The organism is Bradyrhizobium sp. T-1 (genome assembly GCF_053592855.1).
On record NZ_CM132115.1, the window covers coordinates 3,156,998 to 3,176,086 of the forward strand.

General features: G+C 64.1%; 22 protein-coding genes. 8 read left to right on the forward strand and 14 right to left on the reverse strand.

Annotated features, from left to right (window positions below; genetic code table 11):
* Nucleotides 1-62: 62 nt before the first annotated feature.
* From ACWAT4_RS14985 to ACWAT4_RS15010, 6 genes are all read right to left on the reverse strand, one after another.
* A complete protein-coding gene (locus ACWAT4_RS14985; RefSeq protein ID WP_212302961.1) occupies nucleotides 63-983 on the reverse strand; it encodes an SH3 domain-containing protein in 921 nt (306 codons plus the stop codon).
* A 15-nt stretch (nucleotides 984-998) separates the two neighbouring features.
* Nucleotides 999-1,295, reverse strand: coding sequence for a hypothetical protein (locus ACWAT4_RS14990; protein ID WP_212302962.1), 297 nt, complete (start codon nucleotides 1,293-1,295; stop codon nucleotides 999-1,001).
* Between the two features lie 192 nt (nucleotides 1,296-1,487).
* Nucleotides 1,488-2,042, reverse strand: a complete 555-nt coding sequence (locus ACWAT4_RS14995; protein WP_212302963.1) for an inner membrane-spanning protein YciB — start codon at nucleotides 2,040-2,042, stop codon at nucleotides 1,488-1,490.
* Nucleotides 2,043-2,055: 13 nt separating this feature from the next.
* Nucleotides 2,056-2,631 carry a hypothetical protein gene (locus ACWAT4_RS15000; RefSeq protein WP_212444438.1) on the reverse strand — a complete coding sequence of 192 codons (576 nt, stop codon included), beginning with the start codon at nucleotides 2,629-2,631 and terminating at the stop codon, nucleotides 2,056-2,058.
* A gap of 75 nt (nucleotides 2,632-2,706) precedes the next feature.
* Nucleotides 2,707-3,189 carry an MAPEG family protein gene (locus ACWAT4_RS15005; protein ID WP_449730847.1) on the reverse strand — a complete coding sequence of 161 codons (483 nt, stop codon included), beginning with the start codon at nucleotides 3,187-3,189 and terminating at the stop codon, nucleotides 2,707-2,709.
* A gap of 140 nt (nucleotides 3,190-3,329) precedes the next feature.
* Complete coding sequence (locus ACWAT4_RS15010; RefSeq protein WP_212444436.1) at nucleotides 3,330-4,727, reverse strand: carotenoid oxygenase family protein; 1,398 nt, start codon at nucleotides 4,725-4,727, stop codon at nucleotides 3,330-3,332.
* Between the two features lie 106 nt (nucleotides 4,728-4,833).
* On the opposite strand from ACWAT4_RS15010, the gene ACWAT4_RS15015 reads away from it, so the two are divergent.
* On the forward strand, nucleotides 4,834-5,556 hold the full coding sequence (locus tag ACWAT4_RS15015; protein ID WP_212444435.1) for a TetR/AcrR family transcriptional regulator: 723 nt from the start codon (nucleotides 4,834-4,836) through the stop codon (nucleotides 5,554-5,556).
* A gap of 190 nt (nucleotides 5,557-5,746) precedes the next feature.
* Nucleotides 5,747-6,316: an SET domain-containing protein gene (locus tag ACWAT4_RS15020; protein WP_212444434.1), complete on the forward strand. Its 570-nt coding sequence runs from the start codon at nucleotides 5,747-5,749 to the stop codon at nucleotides 6,314-6,316.
* Between the two features lie 57 nt (nucleotides 6,317-6,373).
* Here the strand turns inward: ACWAT4_RS15020 and ACWAT4_RS15025 are convergent, their stop codons facing one another.
* A complete protein-coding gene (locus tag ACWAT4_RS15025) occupies nucleotides 6,374-6,772 on the reverse strand; it encodes a hypothetical protein (protein ID WP_212444433.1) in 399 nt (132 codons plus the stop codon).
* Between the two features lie 36 nt (nucleotides 6,773-6,808).
* Complete coding sequence (locus ACWAT4_RS15030; RefSeq protein WP_212302970.1) at nucleotides 6,809-7,039, reverse strand: hypothetical protein; 231 nt, start codon at nucleotides 7,037-7,039, stop codon at nucleotides 6,809-6,811.
* Between the two features lie 101 nt (nucleotides 7,040-7,140).
* Here ACWAT4_RS15030 and ACWAT4_RS15035 point away from each other — a divergent pair, with 101 nt between their 5' ends.
* A complete protein-coding gene (locus ACWAT4_RS15035; protein ID WP_212444432.1) occupies nucleotides 7,141-7,962 on the forward strand; it encodes a helix-turn-helix domain-containing protein in 822 nt (273 codons plus the stop codon).
* Between the two features lie 66 nt (nucleotides 7,963-8,028).
* On the forward strand, nucleotides 8,029-8,694 hold the full coding sequence (locus ACWAT4_RS15040; protein WP_212302972.1) for a DsbA family oxidoreductase: 666 nt from the start codon (nucleotides 8,029-8,031) through the stop codon (nucleotides 8,692-8,694).
* A 3-nt stretch (nucleotides 8,695-8,697) separates the two neighbouring features.
* Here the strand turns inward: ACWAT4_RS15040 and ACWAT4_RS15045 are convergent, their stop codons facing one another.
* From ACWAT4_RS15045 to ACWAT4_RS15065, 5 genes are all read right to left on the reverse strand, one after another.
* A complete protein-coding gene (locus tag ACWAT4_RS15045) occupies nucleotides 8,698-9,861 on the reverse strand; it encodes a GNAT family N-acetyltransferase (protein ID WP_212444431.1) in 1,164 nt (387 codons plus the stop codon).
* 155 nt (nucleotides 9,862-10,016) lie between these two features.
* A complete protein-coding gene (gene ccoG, locus ACWAT4_RS15050) occupies nucleotides 10,017-11,456 on the reverse strand; it encodes a cytochrome c oxidase accessory protein CcoG (RefSeq protein WP_212444430.1) in 1,440 nt (479 codons plus the stop codon).
* A gap of 36 nt (nucleotides 11,457-11,492) precedes the next feature.
* Nucleotides 11,493-11,696, reverse strand: coding sequence for a YgaP family membrane protein (locus ACWAT4_RS15055; protein WP_212302975.1), 204 nt, complete (start codon nucleotides 11,694-11,696; stop codon nucleotides 11,493-11,495).
* A gap of 12 nt (nucleotides 11,697-11,708) precedes the next feature.
* Nucleotides 11,709-12,167, reverse strand: coding sequence for a thioredoxin TrxC (trxC, locus tag ACWAT4_RS15060; protein ID WP_212302976.1), 459 nt, complete (start codon nucleotides 12,165-12,167; stop codon nucleotides 11,709-11,711).
* Nucleotides 12,164-13,450, reverse strand: coding sequence for an NAD(P)/FAD-dependent oxidoreductase (locus ACWAT4_RS15065; protein WP_212444429.1), 1,287 nt, complete (start codon nucleotides 13,448-13,450; stop codon nucleotides 12,164-12,166). The genes trxC and ACWAT4_RS15065 overlap by 4 nt, the downstream gene beginning before the upstream one ends.
* Before the next feature lie 94 nt (nucleotides 13,451-13,544).
* On the opposite strand from ACWAT4_RS15065, the gene ACWAT4_RS15070 reads away from it, so the two are divergent.
* From ACWAT4_RS15070 to ACWAT4_RS15085, 4 genes are all read left to right on the forward strand, one after another.
* Nucleotides 13,545-13,865 (forward strand): ArsR/SmtB family transcription factor, encoded by a 321-nt coding sequence (locus ACWAT4_RS15070; protein WP_212302978.1) that lies wholly within the window; start codon nucleotides 13,545-13,547, stop codon nucleotides 13,863-13,865.
* Nucleotides 13,866-13,967: 102 nt separating this feature from the next.
* Entirely contained in the window at nucleotides 13,968-14,993 is a 1,026-nt protein-coding gene (locus tag ACWAT4_RS15075) for an efflux RND transporter periplasmic adaptor subunit (RefSeq protein WP_212444428.1), read from the forward strand.
* Complete coding sequence (locus ACWAT4_RS15080; RefSeq protein ID WP_212444427.1) at nucleotides 14,990-18,214, forward strand: efflux RND transporter permease subunit; 3,225 nt, start codon at nucleotides 14,990-14,992, stop codon at nucleotides 18,212-18,214. The genes ACWAT4_RS15075 and ACWAT4_RS15080 overlap by 4 nt, the downstream gene beginning before the upstream one ends.
* Nucleotides 18,215-18,224: 10 nt before the next feature.
* The gene (locus tag ACWAT4_RS15085; protein ID WP_212444426.1) at nucleotides 18,225-18,581 is read left to right on the forward strand and encodes a carboxymuconolactone decarboxylase family protein; all 357 of its coding nucleotides are present in this window, start codon (nucleotides 18,225-18,227) and stop codon (nucleotides 18,579-18,581) included.
* A 75-nt stretch (nucleotides 18,582-18,656) separates the two neighbouring features.
* On the opposite strand, the gene ACWAT4_RS15090 is transcribed toward ACWAT4_RS15085, so the two are convergent.
* Nucleotides 18,657-18,986: a hypothetical protein gene (locus ACWAT4_RS15090; RefSeq protein WP_212444425.1), complete on the reverse strand. Its 330-nt coding sequence runs from the start codon at nucleotides 18,984-18,986 to the stop codon at nucleotides 18,657-18,659.
* Nucleotides 18,987-19,089: the final 103 nt, after the last annotated feature.

The following is a 19,089-nucleotide window of genomic DNA, read 5'->3' on the forward strand; positions in this document are numbered from 1 at the left end:
TGGCCGGGACAAGCCCGGACATGAAGACGGGAGGCGTTGGTGCCCTAAGTGCCGTGCCGCTTCTAGCTGCAATTCGTGACCTGGTTGGAGCACAGCGAGCGCCACCAGCCGCGGACGTTGTCCTTACTCTCGACGAGGCCCCAGACGCCGCTGCAGGCGAAGATGCGCTTCGGCCCGCCATCGGTGTCGATCGGGCCGCCGAGCTCGCGCTGGGCGGGCATCCACCCGGCATCGACGAAAGGCGCCTGAAACAGGCCGCCCATGCGCGTCGCGCCGTTGGCGTAAGACGCGCCGACCTTGTTGGAGGCGACCCAGCCGCGTCCCGCATACGGCTTTGGCGCGCCGCGCGGATATCTCTTCTCGTCCTCGTAGTCCTTGCCCGGGGGCTTCGCACCTTCGATCAGAAACCAGCCGTCCTTGAAGCCGATGATGCGGAATTCGGTGAGCCAGCCGCCATCGGGCGTGTTCTCGGCGCCGCCAAGCCTGAGCTTGTAGGGCGGCGGCAGCGTGCCGAGCACGCGCGCCTTGACCGAGGGCTCGGCGCGCACGTTGAGGCCGTTTGGATCCTTGTCGATCGACCAGGCGCCGAGATCGCAGGGCTCGGTCCCTTCGGGCAGCGTTGCACGCTTGGCGGCGAGGTCGGCGTGCAGTTTCGCGAAATCGGTTTCATCACCCTCCGGATCGGGCTCGGTGCGCGGCCTCAACTCGGCCGAGACAGCACGGGTCGCATCCGGCGTCAGCGCAACGACGAGGGCCTGACGCGCAGTGAACACGCTTGCGGGCGTCTTCGGATCGTTCGATGTCGCGGGATAGACGGCGAGATAGCCGGTCGCACCGTCGGTCCGGTAGGCCGTGCCGGCAACGTAGCCAGCCGGCACCATGGCGAGCGCGCTTGCGCGCCACGCCGGTTCGGTGTCATCCGCGCGCGCCGCTTGTGTTGCGACGCACAGGATCGTTGCCGCAATGAGACGGAGCGCACGCATGGATGCCGCGCGACCTTATGCGCGCGCGCCGGTGAAGGGGAAGCTGCCCATCGGGCCGATGCCCATCTCGCCGTTGATGCTGTCGCCGGCGACGGTGCCGGTGAATTCCAGCGTCAGCGGCATCGGGTTGGTGATCGAGACCTTCCACGAGACGTTGTCGCCGCTGACCGTGCCTTCAAAAATCTCGGCGGTATTACCTTCCGCGCCCTGCGTGCCCGTGAGCGTGCCACCCGCGGCCTTCACGCTCAGCGTCGCCTGGCGTTCGCCCATCGGCGTCGTCATGGTCAGATTCCAGTTGCCGTCCACGGCCATTCGCGTCTCCCGAACAATGTCCCGGCGGGCTGCGATGATCCGCAGCCAGTCCTGATCCGAGCCTATAGCGCAACTTGAAGCCACTGCCTAACCCGTCGATCGGGGCATACGAGCATGATCTGGAAAAGTGTGCAGCGGTTTTCCGATAAGATCATGCTCAAACAACAACCTAAGGCGCGATCATATCGCGCTTTAGGCGCGGGCGGCGGCGCGCCGGCGGCTGGTGACGATGAGCCGAAGCACCAGGTATTGCACGGCAAAGGCGAGCGCCTTGGCGCCGCCCGCGACCACCGAGATGTAGAACGCCCACAGTTTCAGATCGCCGGTGGCGGCGACCCCGATCGTGCCGGCGCCGAGGACGAACATCAGCGCGGCCCAGGCATAGCCCGCGGCAGTGACATATTCCGGCGCGGTCTCGACCACCATCGGCGGCATGTAGCGCAGCATCCAGCCGCGTTTGAGCATGATAGCGCCGATCGCAAAATGCGCGACCGCAGGCTTGGCCAGCATGAAGCGGGGATCGTTGGTCAACAGCGTAACCGTACCGAGCACGACGACGAGCGCGACGCTCGCATAGGTCATGTAGCCAAGCTCGCGCTGCTTGATGCGGGCGTAGATCACTTGCGCGATCGCGCCGGCAATCGCCACCGACGTTGCGAGGATGACGTTGTCGGTAACCAGATAGATCACGAGGAAAACGATGGCAGACAGGAAATCGGAGGCGAGGCGGGCGAATACGTCCTTCATTGTCGGTCCTGTCTCACTGGGCTTCGGGCAGAGCGCCGGCCGGCGCACAATACTTGATCTGGCGATATTCGGGATACCACTTCGTGAAATAGATCGCGCTGTTGCGGGCGGCGAAGGCGACCGCGAGGCCCAGCCAGACCGGCAGGCCAGGGAAGTAGAGCAGCACGATGTTGGCGGCCATCATCAGCAGAGCGGCCACGGTCCATGCGCCGGTGATGATGTAGTTGGCGGTGAGGAAGCCGGGCATCGCCGCGGTCTCGGCCGGAACGGCCTCGATGGCATATTGCAGTGTGAAGGGCCGGCGCAGGAGCATCGAGCCGAGGGAGATGATGAAGATGCCGATATCGACCGCAAGCTTGACGCCGAGCGTGCTCAATGGGGGGGCGCGGAGAGCGAGGTAGGCGCCAATGCCTGCGAACAGGATCGCGGAGCCGGCGGCAAGGATCTTCACCGAGCGGCCGCAGGCCACGTCGATTGCGATCGTGGCAAGACAGATCGCGGAGGCCGCGAACACGCTGATCGTGGCCGAGGTCATGAACATCAGGAAGGTGTAGACGCCGTAGGGGGCAAGGATCAGGAAGATCGTCATGGTCGCCTCGGTCGAACCAATCTTTACGATGTCAAGATTGATAGTTCAGGGCCGACACAGGGTCAAGCAAAATCTTTACAGTGTCAAAATGATATGAATGACTTGTAAAAACTCAATTGTTGCAATGGCTTGATCTGATATCTCGTCGGCGAATGCGGCCCAGGGCAGGCGCGACAGGATGGTCAGCGCGGAGTAGACCAGAAGGCCGACGGTCAGGAAGATGCTGCCGGCGCGGCAGATCGTGAATTTGAACGAGCCGGGTACCGCATACATGCCGAGCGGATGCAGCAGCCGCGACAGCACCAGCGCGCCCATCAGCAGGTGAATGCGCAAGGGCGATGCGCCCGACATTTCAAGCATTGCGACCATCAGCGCGATAATGGGGACGTACTCCATGAAATTGCCATGGGCGCGGATCGCGCTGCGCAGGCTCGCATCGCCGCCGTCGTCGAACGGAGCGCCGCTGCTCCGCCGCAACCGAACGACTTGCAGCGCGAGCGCGGCGTAGATCAGAGCGAGGACGGCGAGATAGTTGGCCGTGATCGTGGGGACGTGCATGCGAGGCCTCCTCTATTCGTCATTCCGGGGCGACGCGTCGAGCCCGGAATCCATCGGGCGGCAACTTCTGTGGCGAAATGGATTCTCAAACGCGCAATTGCGCATCGCTGTTCACGCTTCGCGTGCCCGGGAATGGGGCGCTACTGCGCGCCTACCCAATTGCCGTGAAAGCCGTCGGGCACGCGATGGCCGAGTTGCACCAGCGCGGCGGGGCCGGCCTCGATGTCGGTGGCGTTGAACACGGCGAGGTCGCTACGGTTCTCCCGCGCGCGCCAGACCACCGCCAGCAGCCAGCCGTCGCCCTCGGGCGCATCGTTCGATCGCTCGACGAAGACGGGCTCTGAGATGGTATCACCGGCCGGCAACAGATACTGGCCGAGCCGCTTTCCTGCGCCGTCGACATGGACGATGCCGGACAGCGCGCCGAACATCGGCAACCGTGGATTGGCGCAGGCGTACCAGCCGTGACGGCTCTTCAACCCGGCGCGGCGATCGTCGATGCGCGGGAATTCACCGGTGAGATCGTCGAGATAAGTCTGCTGGAAGCGGTCGGTATTGTCCGAGAGGTCGAAGCTCCAGCGGCAATAGCGGGCACGCGACTTCTCCGGATCCGTCGGCCGCCCGTCGGGATGCGGAAATAGCGGGGCCTGCTCGAACTGCATGACGTCGGCGACGATGCGGCCACCGTCCTCCCACGCATTCGTGATGTGGAAGACGTAGCAGGCTTCGCCACGGAACCAGACGATGTCCCTCGCCGTGCCGTTGCGCTTCATCACGCCGACATAGGCGCCTTTCTCCGGCTCCCAGGCATAGGGCGGCTTACCGCTCATCGCGCGCTCCATGCTGCCAGTGAGGGGCAGAATTGGAAACAGCACGTGATTTTCGGTGACGATGAAGTCGTGCACCATGCTGGCATAGGGCGCTTCGAAACGCTCGAAGCGTGTGGCTTTTCCGGACGCGTCGATCGACCCGTAAGAGAGGGCTGATGTAAGCGGTCCCGCCGCATTGTAGCCAAAGAATACGAGCTCGCCCGTCACGGGATCGATCTTCGGATGCGCGGTGAAACTGCCGGCGACGCGGCCCTGATAATTGTGGTAGCCGCGCGTTGCCAGCGTGCCCGGCTCGATCTCAGTCGGCAGATGCGCTTCTTCCAGCGCGAGCAGCTTGCCGCCATGGAAGATGATGTTGGTGTTGGCAACGCCGCCGTCGGTGAGGTTTTGCGGCGCATCCGGCAGCTTGCGGCCGAAGCCACTGAACAGCGCGCGGCCGGCATCGTGCTCGGCGAGCCATTTCGACGTGCGGACCCAGCGATTGCGATAGGAGGCGCGGCCCTCTTCGAGATGAAAGGCGTGCAGCATCCCGTCGCCGACGAACCAGTGGGCGCCGGCGGATTCGAATTGCGGATTGGGGCCGTTGCGATAGAGCGTGCCGTTCAGCTCGCGTGGCAATTCGCCGATGATCTTCAGGAAGGGCGCGTCCGCCTCGAACGGAATCGGCGCGATATTGTTGCGGCGCTCGGCGGTCGCATCCTGCTGCACGGCGTATCCCTCCCTATCTTTACATCGTCAAGATCGAGTAGGGCTGTTCACGGTATCCGTCAAGTGAAATCTTTACACTGTCAATATTGCGTCATATAGCTTGTAAATGGCCAAGAGCGATACCAAGAGCGAAACGGCGCGCTTCGCACGCCCCCCGAGGAAGCTGCTGCCGGTATCTCGCCCGGCGCGCCGTCCGGCGAGCGCGAAGACCGAGACGCCCTATCACCACGGCGCCTTGCGCGAGGCGCTGCTTCAGGCCGCCGAGCGCGTGCTGGAGCGCGACGGGCTCGCCGGTCTGACGCTGCGCGCAGTCGCGCGCGAGGCTGGCGTCTCGCACGCCGCGCCGACCCATCATTTCGGCGATCTCACCGGGCTCGTCAGCGAGCTCGCCGCGATCGGTTTTCGCCAGTTCAATGCGGCGATGTCCTCGGCTTGCGATATGGCTACCTCGCCGCTGGAGCGGGCGCTGGCGCGGCCCAAAGCCTATGTCGCCTATGCCCAGGCCCATCCCGGCATGTACGGACTGATGTTCCGCACCGAGCGGCTCGACTATTCCAGGCCTTCGCTGCACGAGGCCGCAGAATCCTCTTTTGCCGGACTTGCCAATGCCATCGGCGCGATGCGGCAGGAGCCGATCAGCGGCGACGCGCTGACCATCGAGCAGGGAGCTGCGATCGCACGGGCCTGGTCGATGGTGCACGGCTTCACCATGCTGCTGCTCGACGGTCGGCTCGAGGATATTTTGCAGCGGCTGCCCACGGGCACTACGGCCGAACAGCTTCTGGAAGCGATCCTGAAGTCGACTGTGGCTGGGAAACTGCCGTGCTAGTGCCGGGCAGGCCGATGTGACAGTCGCCGTGATGGTGTCTGCAGCTTGCGGAACTCCATCAATCGACATCTTCACTGTGGGCAAGGCTCAGACGCGGGCCGGATAGACCTGACAGCGGCGCGGAATCGTTCTAGAAGAGCGGCCTCGCTTGGGCATTCGGCCCTGTTCGCGTCCACGTTTCCTCTCGATCATGCCAGCCATCGCTCCCCGCAAATCCTATCGCGTCGGCCGTTCCAAGACCGGACTTGGCCTCTTCGCCACCATGCCGATCAAGAAAGGCACCCGGATCATCCGTTATTTCGGACCGATCCTGGACTGCCGCATTCCTGAGCAGGACGAGATCGAGAACAAATATCTGTTCGAGCTCAATGGCCGCTGGACCATTGACGGCTCGGTGCGCAAGAACCTCGCTCGCTACATCAACCATTCCTGCCGCCCGAATGCGGAATCCGACGTCCGCCCGCGCGAGCGCAAGGTGTTCATCCGCGCCATCAAGAACATCGAGCCGGGCGACGAGATCAACTATGATTACGGCACCGACTATTTCAAAGCCTATCTGAAGCCGATCGGCTGCAAGTGCCCCTCGTGCGAAAACAAACGCAAGAAGCAGCGCGCCGAAGCGCGTGTCGAACGCGCCAAAGTGAAGGCGCGCGCGGAACAGAAAGCCCAGAAGGCGGACGGCAAGAGTTCCAACAAGGGCGCGAAACCGAAGAAGCTCAACGGCCACGCCGTTGCCAAGAAGAGCCGCGCGCGGGCGTAATCCGCGCGTTGCTCTGACCTCTTCTGTCATGCCCTACTGACGCAGGGCGTCGTGGCCTCACGCAGTCGCCACGCTCACACTCTTCCGCAAACCCACATATTGCAGCTCTGCGAACACGCCGGTTGCGATCGCCTGCGCCACGACCATCAGTTCGCCGGCAAGGTTTGGTGACACCGCGCCCGAGAACAGCAGTGCGATGCTGCCTACCGTCCAGGCGGCGTTGCCGACCACGACCAGCAGAACGAGCGGTTTCGGCACCCCTGTGCGCGAGGCCAGCCAGCCGACCAGCGCGGTGTAGGCGATCAGGAACAGGCCGGTTTCGCGCAACAGCGCCTCAGGAAGGTTGAACAGCGTCGCGAATGCGCCGGCCCCGAAAGTAAGGCCGAGTGCGGAGACGCCGCTGAAGACAGCGTCGGCGAGCAGGGCGCGGCGAAGGAAGGTGGATGCATCGATCATCGGAGGTCTCCGTGGTTGGGGTGGACGCGGGGGAACTCAGCGAACTCCGCGCCACCAGGCGCGAAGCAGGCGGGCGAGGCGGAACGGGCAGAGGCCCCTGCCGACGCTGTGCTCGAAGGCCGTGACCTGTGCGACCACATAGTCGCCGGTCGAATGCACCAGCGGCTCGGGCATGTTGAGCCCGCGCGCCAGCATCCTCGTCGCGAACGTCACGGCCCAGGGTAGGATGTGGTCGACGAGAGTGCGGTAGAGCAGCAGCGCGATCATGGTCATCTCCTGTTGCGACCGAAGATGCGTTGGTTTGGCGTCCGATTCGATTACCTCAGGGGTAATGGATGGGGTGAAATGCGCGTGGTAGGTTTTCGGCCATGAACGCACACGCATCCACGGCCCAGGCCGAACGCAGCCAGCCGATCCATGTCGGCGACCATTTGCGCGAGTGGCGGCAGCGCCGCCGCATGAGCCAGCTCGATCTGGCGGGAGAGGCCGAGATTTCCGCGCGGCATTTGAGTTTCGTGGAAACCGGCCGCGCCGCGCCTTCGCGCGAAATGGTGCTTCGGCTCGCCGAACGTCTCGACGTGCCCTTGCGCGAACGCAACGTGCTGCTGGTCGCGGCCGGCTACGCGCCGGCCTTTCCGCAGCGTCCGCTGGAGGATCCCGCCTTGAAATCAGCCCGGCAGGCGATCGACCTTGTCCTCAAAGCCCACGAGCCCAATCCGGCGCTGGCCTATGACCGGCACTGGAACCTGGTCTCCGCAAACCGCATGGTCGCGCCGCTGCTCGCCGGCGTCCCGGAGCGGCTGCTCGGCCAGCCCTTCAACGTGCTGCGGCTCGCCTTTCATCCCGAGGGCCTCGCGCCGCGCACGGTCAATCTCGCGGAATGGTGCGCGCATCTGCTCGAGCGGCTGCACCGGCAATGCGAGGTGACGGCTGATCCCGAACTCATCAAGCTCTATCACGACCTCAGGAGCTATCCGATCCCGGCACGCGCGGGGCCGCTGTCGGGCGACAATGTCGCGATCCCCTTCAAGCTGCGTCAGAACGGGGAGATACTAAGTTTCTTCTCCACCACCATGGTGTTCGGCACGCCCGTCGACATCACCCTGTCAGAGCTGGCGCTGGAGACGTTCTTTCCGGCTGACGAGCGCACCGCCGAGCGGCTCAGGCAGATGGCCGCAGCCATGACTTAGCGCCCTTGCTCCGGGGCGGGTTCGGCTTATCTTGGGACAACCCTTATTCGCCCGAAGGAGGTGCTGATGAGCACGCTAAAGCCGCTTCAGATCGATGTCGTCTCCGACGTGGTGTGCCCGTGGTGCTATATCGGCAAGCACCGGATCGAGAGCGCGCTCGCGCTGGTGCCGGACGTTCCGGTCAAGCTGAATTTCCGCCCGTACTTCCTCAATCCCTGGGTGCCGCGCGAGGGCATCAGCCGCGAGGACTATCTCACCACCAAGTTCGGTTCGGTCGAGGCCTACAAGGGCATTGCAGGGCGTGTGGTGGCCGCGGCCAGCGAAGAGGGCCTCCTCTACAAGCCCGAACTGGTCGCGCGCCAGCCCAACACCACTGACTGCCACCGCCTGATTCTGTGGGCCGAAGCGATCGGCAAGGCGCCCGAGATGAAGCAGCGCCTGATGGAGCTCTATTTCCGCGACGGCGGCGATCTCACCGACGTCAACGTGCTGGTGCAGGCGGCTGCCGATATCGGCCTCGATGCCGACGACGTGCGCAAGCGCCTTGCCACCGACGAGGACGTTGCACGCGTGTCGGCCGACGCGCAGGAGGCTGCCGAGAAGGGCATCTCCGGCGTGCCGACCTATGTGTTCGCGCAGAAATATGCCGTCTCCGGCGCCCAGGATCCCAACCTGCTCGCCCGTGCCATCCGCCAGGTCTCGGCGGAAATCAACGCGCAGGCGGCAGAGTAGCGCCTATTTTCGGAGCAGGTGGACCGCCCGACGCGCTGTCTCGCGCGCCAGGCCGCGCGCGATCAAAGCCGCGTGAATCAGCTCCACGATCGGATCATGCCGCCGCAGCGGGATCAGCACGTCGCCGATCGCAAAACGGCCGCGCCAGACCGGGTTGATCATGGGGTGATCGGCGCTCGCAGTGGAATCCGCGCTCGCAATGGTCGGGTCGGCGCAGAGGTGGCGCGTCAGATCGAGCGTGAGCTGCACGCCCGGGGAATATTTCGAGAAGCGCTCGTCGATGCCGAGCTTGAAGAAGAAAGCGCGGTCCTGGTGGCGCAGCACGATGCCGGCGGCGACCGCCGTCGTGCCGGCGCGGAGCGTGATGATGTCGCATTGCGCAGTTTCGGCGAGCGCTGGCACGGCACGGCGGACGAAGGCCGCATCGCCTGCGTCCTGAATCAGCGCGGTGCCGCGCTCGCCCTTCCAGCCACTGGCTTCGAGTTGCAGAAACGTTTCGAGCGCGGGCCTGATCTCGTCCGGCTTGCGCGCGACGTCGAAGCTGATTGCGCCATGCTCCTCCAGGCGATGCCGTTGCCGGCGCAGCTCCTTGAGCTTCTTGGCGCCGAGAGCGTCGTGCAACAGCCTGTCGCTTTCCTGTGTCGCATCGAGGCTGGCGCGGATATAGGAGCCGAGCACGCGTGGTTTCAGGCGGTCATTGGCGAGCGCTTCCTTGAGCGACACCATCGCGGCGCCATCGAGAGTGACATCGCGCAGGATCAGGGCATGCGCACCGGCCCTGCGCGCCTGCTGCAACAGGCGCGAGGCGGCCTCGACGGGAGCGTCGCGGTCGATCAGCGGGCTGCACAGCGTGCCATAGGGATGCGCGCTCACCAAAGCGGGCAGGGGAATCTTCCAGGCCTGCCAGAGCGAGACCGCCGGCATCAACCCGATCAGCCGCGTCGAGGAGCCGCCGCAGACGGACAAGGCCGAGGCGCCGGTACGGCCGCGCGCGGTTGCGCTGACGGCGAGCTCCCAGGCGGGCAGGTAATAGCCGTTCGGCTCGATCGCCCGCTGCGCCAGCGAGCGCCACTGACCGGGCTCGATCGCCGTCAACGGGACGAGCGCGGGCGTTGCATCCTTCGCCGATGCCGGATTGATCGCAGCCCGATGCGCGATGTCGACCACGTCCCGTCGTCCCCGTTCACGCTAAGGCAAAAGCCGGCGTTACGCCGTCATGCTTAGCGCAAAGATTGGAAAATACCGTTGGGATGCGGCTTCAATTCGAGGGGTGTTGTTAACGTCTCGTTGAGCATCCGGCGGCACACCGCCGGATGTGGATGTCACTGGTCACCTGGGATGAAGTGGTCGCGGGCGCTTGCGTGTCCGCCGCCGGCCGTGTCGGTGATGGCAATGCTGATGTCGCGCGGCGCCGACGGCACATTGGCCGGGCCGACCTGCACGGACAGGCGGATCTCGCGTGTCTGATCCTGCCCGACCGCGACGACTGGCTTGCCCTCGGGCCCAGCCTCGACGCCGGCGACGCGCAGGGTTGCGCCCAGCAGGTCGGAGACCTCGAGCGTGAACGATCGCTCCGCGCCCTTGTTGAGGATGCGCACGGTGTAGTCGTTGCGCACGCCGCCGTCCGAGAGCTGGACGAACATCGGATTGCGTTCGTGCAGCACGTTGACGTCCATCGTCGCGCGCGTGGCGAGCGTATAGAGCATGATGGTCCCGACGACGGCGATGGCGGCAGCATAGATCAGCGTGCGCGGGCGGATTATGCGGTAGACCGGCGCCTTGCCGTCGTGGCGGCGCTGCATGTTGATGTCGGTGTCGTAGCCGATCAGGCCGGTAGGCCGGCCGATGTCGCGCATGACGTTGTCGCATGCGTCGATGCAAAGGCCGCACTGGATGCAACCGAGCTGAATTCCATGGCGGATGTCGACACCGGTCGGGCAGACATTGATGCATTGGTGGCAGTCGACACAGTCACCGGCGACATCGCCATGGGCGCGGGCGGCTTCCGCCTTCTTGACCGACATGCGCGGCTCGCCGCGGTCGTAACGATAGGTGACGTTGAGCGCCCACTCGTCGGTCAGTGCCGCCTGGATGCGCGGCCAGGGGCACATGTAGATGCAGGTCTGTTCGCGGGCGTGCCCGGCAAAAAGATATGTCGTGCCGGTCAGGATGCCGATCCAGAGATAGGCGATGAACGGCGCCTGGAAGGTGGCGAGCTCCTTCACCAGTGTTGGCGCGTCGTCGAAATACAGCACCCATGCGCCGCCGGTCCACCAAGCGATCATGATCCAGAGAAAATGCTTCAGCGCAACCTTGCGGACGTGGTCAAACGTCCAATAGCGCTTGTCGCCCTGCATGCGCTCGCGCCGGTCGCCCTCGACCCAGCGTTCGACCGCGTAGAACAAGTCGGTCCATACGGTCTGCGGGCACAAATAGCCGCACCAAAGCCGGCCGGCGACCGCGTTCATCAGGAACAGCGTCATCGCCGCGATGATGAGGAGGCCCGTGAAGTAATAGACTTCCTGCGGCCACAGCTCGATGAAGAAGAAATAGAAGCGGCGATGCGGCAAATCGATCAGCACGGCCTGGTCGGGCAGGCCGGGCCCGCGATTCCAGCGCACGAACGGTAGCAGATAATAGGTCCCGAGCGTCACGCAGAGAATTGCCCATTTGATGCGGCGGAACGGGCCGTGCACCGACTGCGGATAGACCTTCCTTCGCTTCTCGTAGAGAGGCCCCTCGATGAAGGTGTCGTCGGTCATGGCAAATTCCCCCGCATCACAGTCTAGATCGGTGCGCTACGAGAACGCGCAGCCGCTGCCCAGGCCTAGCTTCTTGAACACGATCGCCGCGGGGCAGAAGCCCGTAAACGAGGCCTGCAACATGTTGAGCCCGGCAAAGGCCGTCAGCAGGTACCAGTACGCATTGACGTATGTGCCCAATGCAAGTCCGAGCAGGACGACGAATCCTGCGAAGGCGAGAACGGCTTTGTCGACATTCATGGCATGCTCCTCTCAGGTGTGATCACGTTCCGAACGGGTCAGGCTGGCTTCAGTCCAGGCTATGATGCTGCGTGCATCCATTGCGCCCGCTTGGCGGGCAATCTCCCGGCCGTCACGCATCAACAGCAAGGTCGGGATGCCACTGATGTTGAAACGTGACGATATGGCAGGCGCGTTGTCTGAATTGAGCTTCAGCAGCCGGACCTTCGGCTCCAGCTGTTGTGCGGCGCGCTCGAACATCGGCGCCATGGCGCGGCATGGACCGCACCATGGCGCCCACACATCGATCAGCACGGGAATGTCGTTGTTGGCGACATGGCGGCCGAACGCTGCTTCGTCCACCTCGATCGGATGACCAGTGAACATCGACTGGTGACAAGCGCCGCAGCGCGCTCCTTCCGGCGCGCGCTCGGCGGGAAGGCGATTGATGCGCCCGCAACTACCACAAACGATCTGGCGTGTGGTGCTCATGTGCCTGTCCGAACCCCCTTGATCTTGGCGATGTTCAGCCTGTCGAGCAGGAAGCGCTCGTAGAATGGCTCGCTCTCGCCGCGCCGCATCTTGCGAAGGAAGTATTTCTCGAAGGCGACCTTGGCGTAGTGCACCCACTCGCCCTTGGACGACCAGTTGACGTTGCGCGGCGGAATCTGCGGCTGTGCGAGGAAGGCAACGCCGGAATCGCCGAAGTCGGCGAGGCAGATTGCGTTCCAGGTCGGTTGCGCCGTCGGCGCCTTGCCGCGGAGAAGGGCGCCGATGTTCATGGCGGTCGCCGTCACCATGGACTCGATCATGAAGCCGGTCTTCGGCACGCCGACCGGCACCGGCGTCGCGCCGACCGGCGCGATCGCGACGCAGACACCGACGGCAAAGACGTTCGGGAAGGTCGGGTTCTGCTGATGCTTGTCGACCAGGACGAAGCCGCGCGGGTTGGTCAGTTTCTCGATGCCCCGCACCGCCTCGACGCCGCGAAAAGCCGGCAACATCATCGAATAGGCGAACGGTAGCTCGTGGGCCTTGTGGGAGGTGCCGTTGTCCGCGAACTCCTCCACCGACATCACGCCGGGGGCAATGCTATCGACGCGCGCGTTGGTAATCCACTTGATGTGCTTCTCGCGCATCTCGCTTTCGAGGAGGCCCTTGGTGTCGCCAACGCCGTCGAGACCGAGATGGCCGATATACGGCTCCGAGGTGACGAACGTCATCGGAACCCGGTCGCGCAGCTTTCGCCGGCGCAGCTCCGTTTCCAGGATGAAGAGGAACTCATAGGCCGGCCCGAAGCATGAAGCCCCCTGCACCGCGCCGATCACTACGGGGCCGGGGTTCGCGGCGAGTATCTCGAACGCCTCCTTGGCGCGTGTCGCATGATCGACGTGACAGATGGACTGAGTGTAGCCTTCCGGTCCAAGCCCCGGGATTTCGTCGAAGGCAAGCTCGGGACCGGTTGCGACCACCAGATAGTCGTAGTCGATGGAGGTCCCGTCGCCGAGCTCGACCCGGTTTTCCGTGGGGCGGACACGCTTGGCGCCCTGCGTCAGCAGGCGCACGCCCTTGCGCTTCATGACCTCCTCGAGATTGATCTCGATCTCATCGCGCTTGCGCCAGCCGACCGCCACCCAGGGATTGGACGGCACGAAATGATAGGCTGCGCCCTGCGCAACCAGGGTCAGGCGATCCTCACTTCTCAACTGGGGCAGCAGTTCATAGGCCATCAGCGTTCCGCTCAGCCCGGCTCCGATTACGACGACTTCCGCCATGGGTACCTCCGTTGGATCAGGCTGCTCCGCCGGTTCAGTTCCGGCTGTATCGCAGCGCTTGACTATATATTCATAAGTTCGTATATACGCAAGTATGAAAATAGATAGCGACGTCATGGAGCGGGCGGCCGATCAGGCGAGCGAATTGCTTAAGGCGCTCTCCAGCCGTCACCGGCTTCTCATCATCTGCCAGTTGATCGACGGCGAACGCTCGGTTGGAGAGCTGGCCGAGTTCCTGAATCTCAGGGATTCCACGGTGTCTCAGCATCTTGCGCTCCTTCGCAAGGATGGCCTGGTGTCCTCGCGGCGTGATGCACAGACCATCTTCTATTCGATCGCCAGCGAGCCGGCCCGCGAGGTCTTGAAGACGCTCTACCAGGTGTTTTGCGCACCGAAGTCCGCAAGGACGCGATGAAGCCTAGGAAACGGCGGGCAGGAGCGCTTTGCGCGAGATCAACGCGCGCCCGCCAGATGTCGATGAAATGAGAGGGCGTCGCGTTGCGGCGTGGTGAACCTGATGATGACACGGATGGATCCCGTGGAATATCTGACGCGATGCCTCGGATTTCTGGTGCTGTTGGCCGCGCTCGGCGTGCCGGTGGGGTCCCGAGCCGCCGCGGAAATGTTGACCGTGGCGCAGCAGCCGGTCATCGACGAGAAGGCCGTGTTCGCCACCGTCGAGAGTATCAGCGTGGTCCCCGCCCGGGGCCGCATCGGCGGCACCGTTGCGCAGCTCAAGGTGAGGGAAGGCGACCGCGTCGCAGCCGGCCAGGCCATTGCGATCATCGGTGACGAAAAGCTCGTCCTCCAGATGAAATCGCTCGACGCCCAGATCGAAGCGCTCCAGGCGCAGGCCAACCAGGCGCAGATCGACTTCACCCGCACCGAAGGCCTGGTCGAACGCGGCATCCTGCCGCGCGTCAAGCTCGACGAGCAACGTACCGCGCTCAACGTTGCCGACAACGGCCTGCGCGCGAAGGCCGCAGAACGCGCCGTCATCAACGAGCAGCTCAACCAGGGCCAGGTGCTCGCGCCGGCCGATGGCCGCGTGTTGAAGCGGCTGATCACCGTGGGATCGGTCGTGCTCGCCGGCGACCCGATCGTGACCGTCGCCCAGCAGAATTTCAAGTTGCGGTTGCGCGTGCCGGAGCGCCACGCGCGCTTCCTGAAGGCCGGCGACAAGATCCGCATCGATGGCGCGGAGCTCGCGGGGGAGGCCTCGAAATGGGGCCTGATCGACCTCGTCTATCCACAGATCGAGGAAGGGCGTGTCATTGCGGACGCGACCGTCGAAGGGCTCGGCGAATATTTCGTCGGGGACCGCCTGCGGGTCTGGATCTCCGGCGGCACGCGGCCGGCCTACATTATCCCATCGAGCTATGTGACGACCCGGTTCGGCATCGACTACGTCCAGCTCCGGAAGGGCGATGTCACGATCGACGTCCCGGTGCAACGTGGACGCGGCTTGCCGACGCCGGAGCTTCCTGACGGGCTCGAAATCCTGTCCGGCATCCATGCCGGCGACCGGTTGGTGCAACCGTGAATCTCGGACTGTCAGGACGGTTGACCAGATCGACCATTGCTTCGCCGCTGACACCTTTGTTCCTGCTTGCGGCACTCGTCGTGGGGCTGATCGCCGTCGTGGTGATCCCGCGCGAGGAGGAGCCGCAGATCAGCGTTCCAATGGTGGATATCCGCATCACCGCCGATGGTTTGCGCGGACCGGACGCTGTCGAGCTTGTGACAAAGCCGCTGGAATCGATCGTCAAGGGCATCGACGGCGTCGAGCACGTCTATAGCCAGACCGAGGACGACCGCGTGATGGTGACCGCGCGCTTTCTGGTCGGTACCAAGTTCGAGGACGCGATTCTTCGGGTCCATGAAAAGATCCGCGCCAATCTCGATCGCATTCCCGTCGGCATCCCCGAGCCGCTGATCGTCGGTCGCGGCATCAATGACGTCGCGGTGACCGTGCTGACGCTCTCGCCCAAGCCGGAAGCGGCCAGCCGCTGGACCGACAAGGACCTCTACGAGCTCGCGGACAAGCTGCGCGCGGAGCTGATGAAGGTCGACGATATCGGCTTGACCTATGTTTCCGGCGGCGCGCCGCAACAGATCCGGGTCGAGCCCGATCCGGAGAAGCTGTCGCTGTTCGGCATCACGCTGCAGCAGCTCGTGGCCAAGGTGAAGGATGCCAATCGCTCATTCCTGGCGGGGCAGGTCCGCGATGCCGGTATCGTGCGGAACGTCGCGGCGGGCCAGACGCTGTCGGGCATCCCCGACATAGGATTGCTGCTCATCACGACCCGCGACGGCCGGCCGGTCTACGTCAAGGACGTCGCCTCCGTCGTCGTCGGCCCGAGCACGATCGAGCATCGAGTCTGGACGGATACGCGCGACACCGGGGGACAGTGGGGGAGGATGCCTGCAGTCAGCCTGGCGCTGGCCAAGCGCGCCGGTGCCAATGCCGTTGTCGTATCCGAGAACATTGCCAAACGTCTCGAAGGGCTGAAGTCCCGCCTGATCCCCGAGGATGTCCAGCTGACGGTGACGCGCGACTACGGTGAGACGGCCAACGAGAAGGCCAACGAGCTGTTATTTCACCTTGGGCTCGCGACGATCTCAATTGTGGTCCTGATCGCGATTGCGATCGGCTGGCGCGAAGCTCTGGTGACCTTCGTCGTGATCCCCACGACGATCCTGCTGACGATGTTCGCCGCCAACCTGATGGGCTACACCATCAACCGGGTCAGCCTGTTCGCGCTGATTTTTTCGATCGGCATTCTCGTCGACGACGCCATTGTCGTGGTCGAGAACATCGCGCGGCATTGGGGCATGCGCGACGGCCGGCCGCGCTTGCAGGCGACCATCGAGGCGGTGGCGGAAGTCGGCAACCCCACCATCGTCGCGACGTTGACGGTGGTCGCCGCGCTGTTGCCGATGCTGTTCGTGTCGGGCCTGATGGGGCCCTACATGGCGCCGATTCCGGCCAATGCGTCGGCGGCCATGCTGTTCTCGTTCTTCGTCGCGATGGTGGTGGCTCCCTGGCTGATGCTCAAGCTCGCGCCGAAGGGCGACATTGCGCCGGTCCATGCGGCGCACGATGAGGGCCGGCTCGGCCGGATCTACCGGCGCTTCGCCACGCCAATCGTGCGGAGCAAGCGATCGGCCTGGACATTCTTGCTCGGTGTCGGCATCGCGACGCTGCTGTCAATGACGCTGTTTGCGACCAAGTCTGTGACGGTCAAGCTTTTGCCGTTCGACAACAAATCCGAGATCGCCGTTGTCATCGACCTGCCGGAAGGGGCGAGTCTGGAGGCGACCGAGCGCATGCTGTTCGACGTGGCCGAGCTCGCGCGACAATTGCCGGAGGTCACCTCGTTGCAATCTTACGCCGGCACACCGGCTCCCTTCAATTTCAACGGCCTGGTACGGCACTATTACTTGCGTGAGCGGCCCGAACTCGGCGAGGTGCAGGTCAACCTGACTGCGCGTGGCGAGCGCAAGCGTGCCAGCCACGAGATCGCGCTCGAGCTGCGCGAGAAGATGAAGACGCTCGATCCACCCAAGGGCACCAGCATCAAGGTGGTGGAAGTGCCGCCGGGGCCGCCGGTGCTCTCGACGCTGCTTGCCGAGATCTACGGTCCCGATGCCGCCACGCGTCGTGCGGTCACGGCCGAACTCAAGAAGATCTTCGCAGAGGTGCCCTTCATCGTCGACATCGATGATTCCATCGGCGAGAAGCGGCCCCGGCTGCGGCTCTCGATCGACCAGGAACGGCTTGAATTCTTCGGCGTCGAGCAGCGTGACGTCTACGACACGATCCAGGCGCTGTTCGGCGGCATCTCGATCGGCTATTCGCATCGCGGCGAGGACCGCAATCCGATCGAGATCGCGGTGCATCTCGGAAAGCGCGACCTGGTCTGGGACGAGGCGCTGGCCTCTACGCCCGTGCCAGCCAATACGTTGCCCGGCAGCAAGACGGTGGTGGAGCTCGGACAGGTCGTGAAGGCGACGACCGAAGAGGGCTCACCGACAATCTTCCGCCGCGACGGGCGCTTTGCAGACATGGTGATGGCCGAGCTCGCGGGACGCTTCGAGGCGCCACTCTACGGCATGCTGGCGGTTGCGGATCGGGTTGATGCCCATGACTGGGGCAAGCTGGCGAAACCTGCGATCAGCCTGCACGGCCAGCCGTCGGACGAGTCGCGTCCCACACTGCTGTGGGACGGCGAATGGGAAATTACCTGGGTGACCTTCCGCGACATGGGCGCGGCCTTCGGCGCTGCAATCCTCGGCATCTATGTGCTGGTGGTCGCCCAGTTCAGGAGCTTCCGTCTGCCACTCGTCATCCTGACGCCGATTCCGCTCACGCTGATCGGCATCTTGATCGGGCACTGGCTGTTGGGCGCGGCGTTCACCGCGACCTCGATGATCGGCTTCATCGCACTGGCCGGCATCATCGTGCGCAACTCGATCCTGCTGGTCGACTTCATCCGGCACAGCGGTGGAGAGGGCAAGTCGGTTCGCGAGGTGGTGCTGGAGGCTGGCGCAGTTCGATTCAAGCCAATCCTTCTCACCGCGCTTGCGGCCATGATCGGCGCCGCGACCATCCTGCTCGATCCGATTTTTCAAGGACTGGCGATTTCGCTTCTGTTCGGGCTTGCGTCGTCAACGCTGCTCACCGTGCTGGTGATTCCCGCGATCTATATCGCCTTGCGCGCACCGTCCGAGGCGACTTCGACCACAGTCAAATCCAGCTAGCGAGGGTCCGATGGACAAGAACTATGTCGACATCACAAGGAATATCTCCGCCAATCTGAGGAAGCTGCGCAACGACATCCCTGACACGATGAAGGGATTTGCCGCGCTTGCTCAGGCGGCCACGCGCGACGGCGCGCTGGACAAGAAAACCAAGGAACTGATTGCGCTTGCGCTCGGTGTCGCCGCGCATTGCGACGGCTGTATCGGATTTCACGCCGAGGCGCTCGTCAAGCTTGCCGCGACGCGCGAAGAGATTGAGGAAGCCCTTGGCATGGCCGTCTACATGGGTGGTGGCCCATCCTTGATGTATGCCGCGGATGCGATCGCGGCATATGAGCAGTTCCAGCGGCAGACGGTCGCTGCCTGACTGATCTGCCGTCAAGTCGAGCGGACGGGACCGGACGAACTCACTCGTCCGGTCCCGTCCGTCATGCTGTATTGCTTACCAGCGGTCGTCGCCGACACCGACTCCGACGCTCACGCCGGGCGCGCGAATGCCGACGCCGGCGCGCGGGCCCTCGTCCCAGTCGCGATAGGTGCGACGCTCGTAATAGCGTTCGCGCGGCATCCTCGCATAGGAGTCGCGCACGATCACGCGCGCGCCGCCATGGGTGCGATAGCAATTGCCGGCGTCATCGCAAACGAGCCGGACCTCCTGAATGAGGTCGGGGCTGGTGTATTCGCTGGTGGTGTAAAGATCCGCAGCCTTCGCGCTGGTCGCCGCCGCGAGAGCCCCGACACCGGCCAGCAGTGCAATCGTGAACGTCCTCATCCTGTCCTCCTCCGAAACTGCCCTCGGCGGTAACAAGAATGGGAGGCGACGATCGTTCCGGCTGATTTACAGGTTTTTCCCGGAACCGGATGTCGTGTGGCAC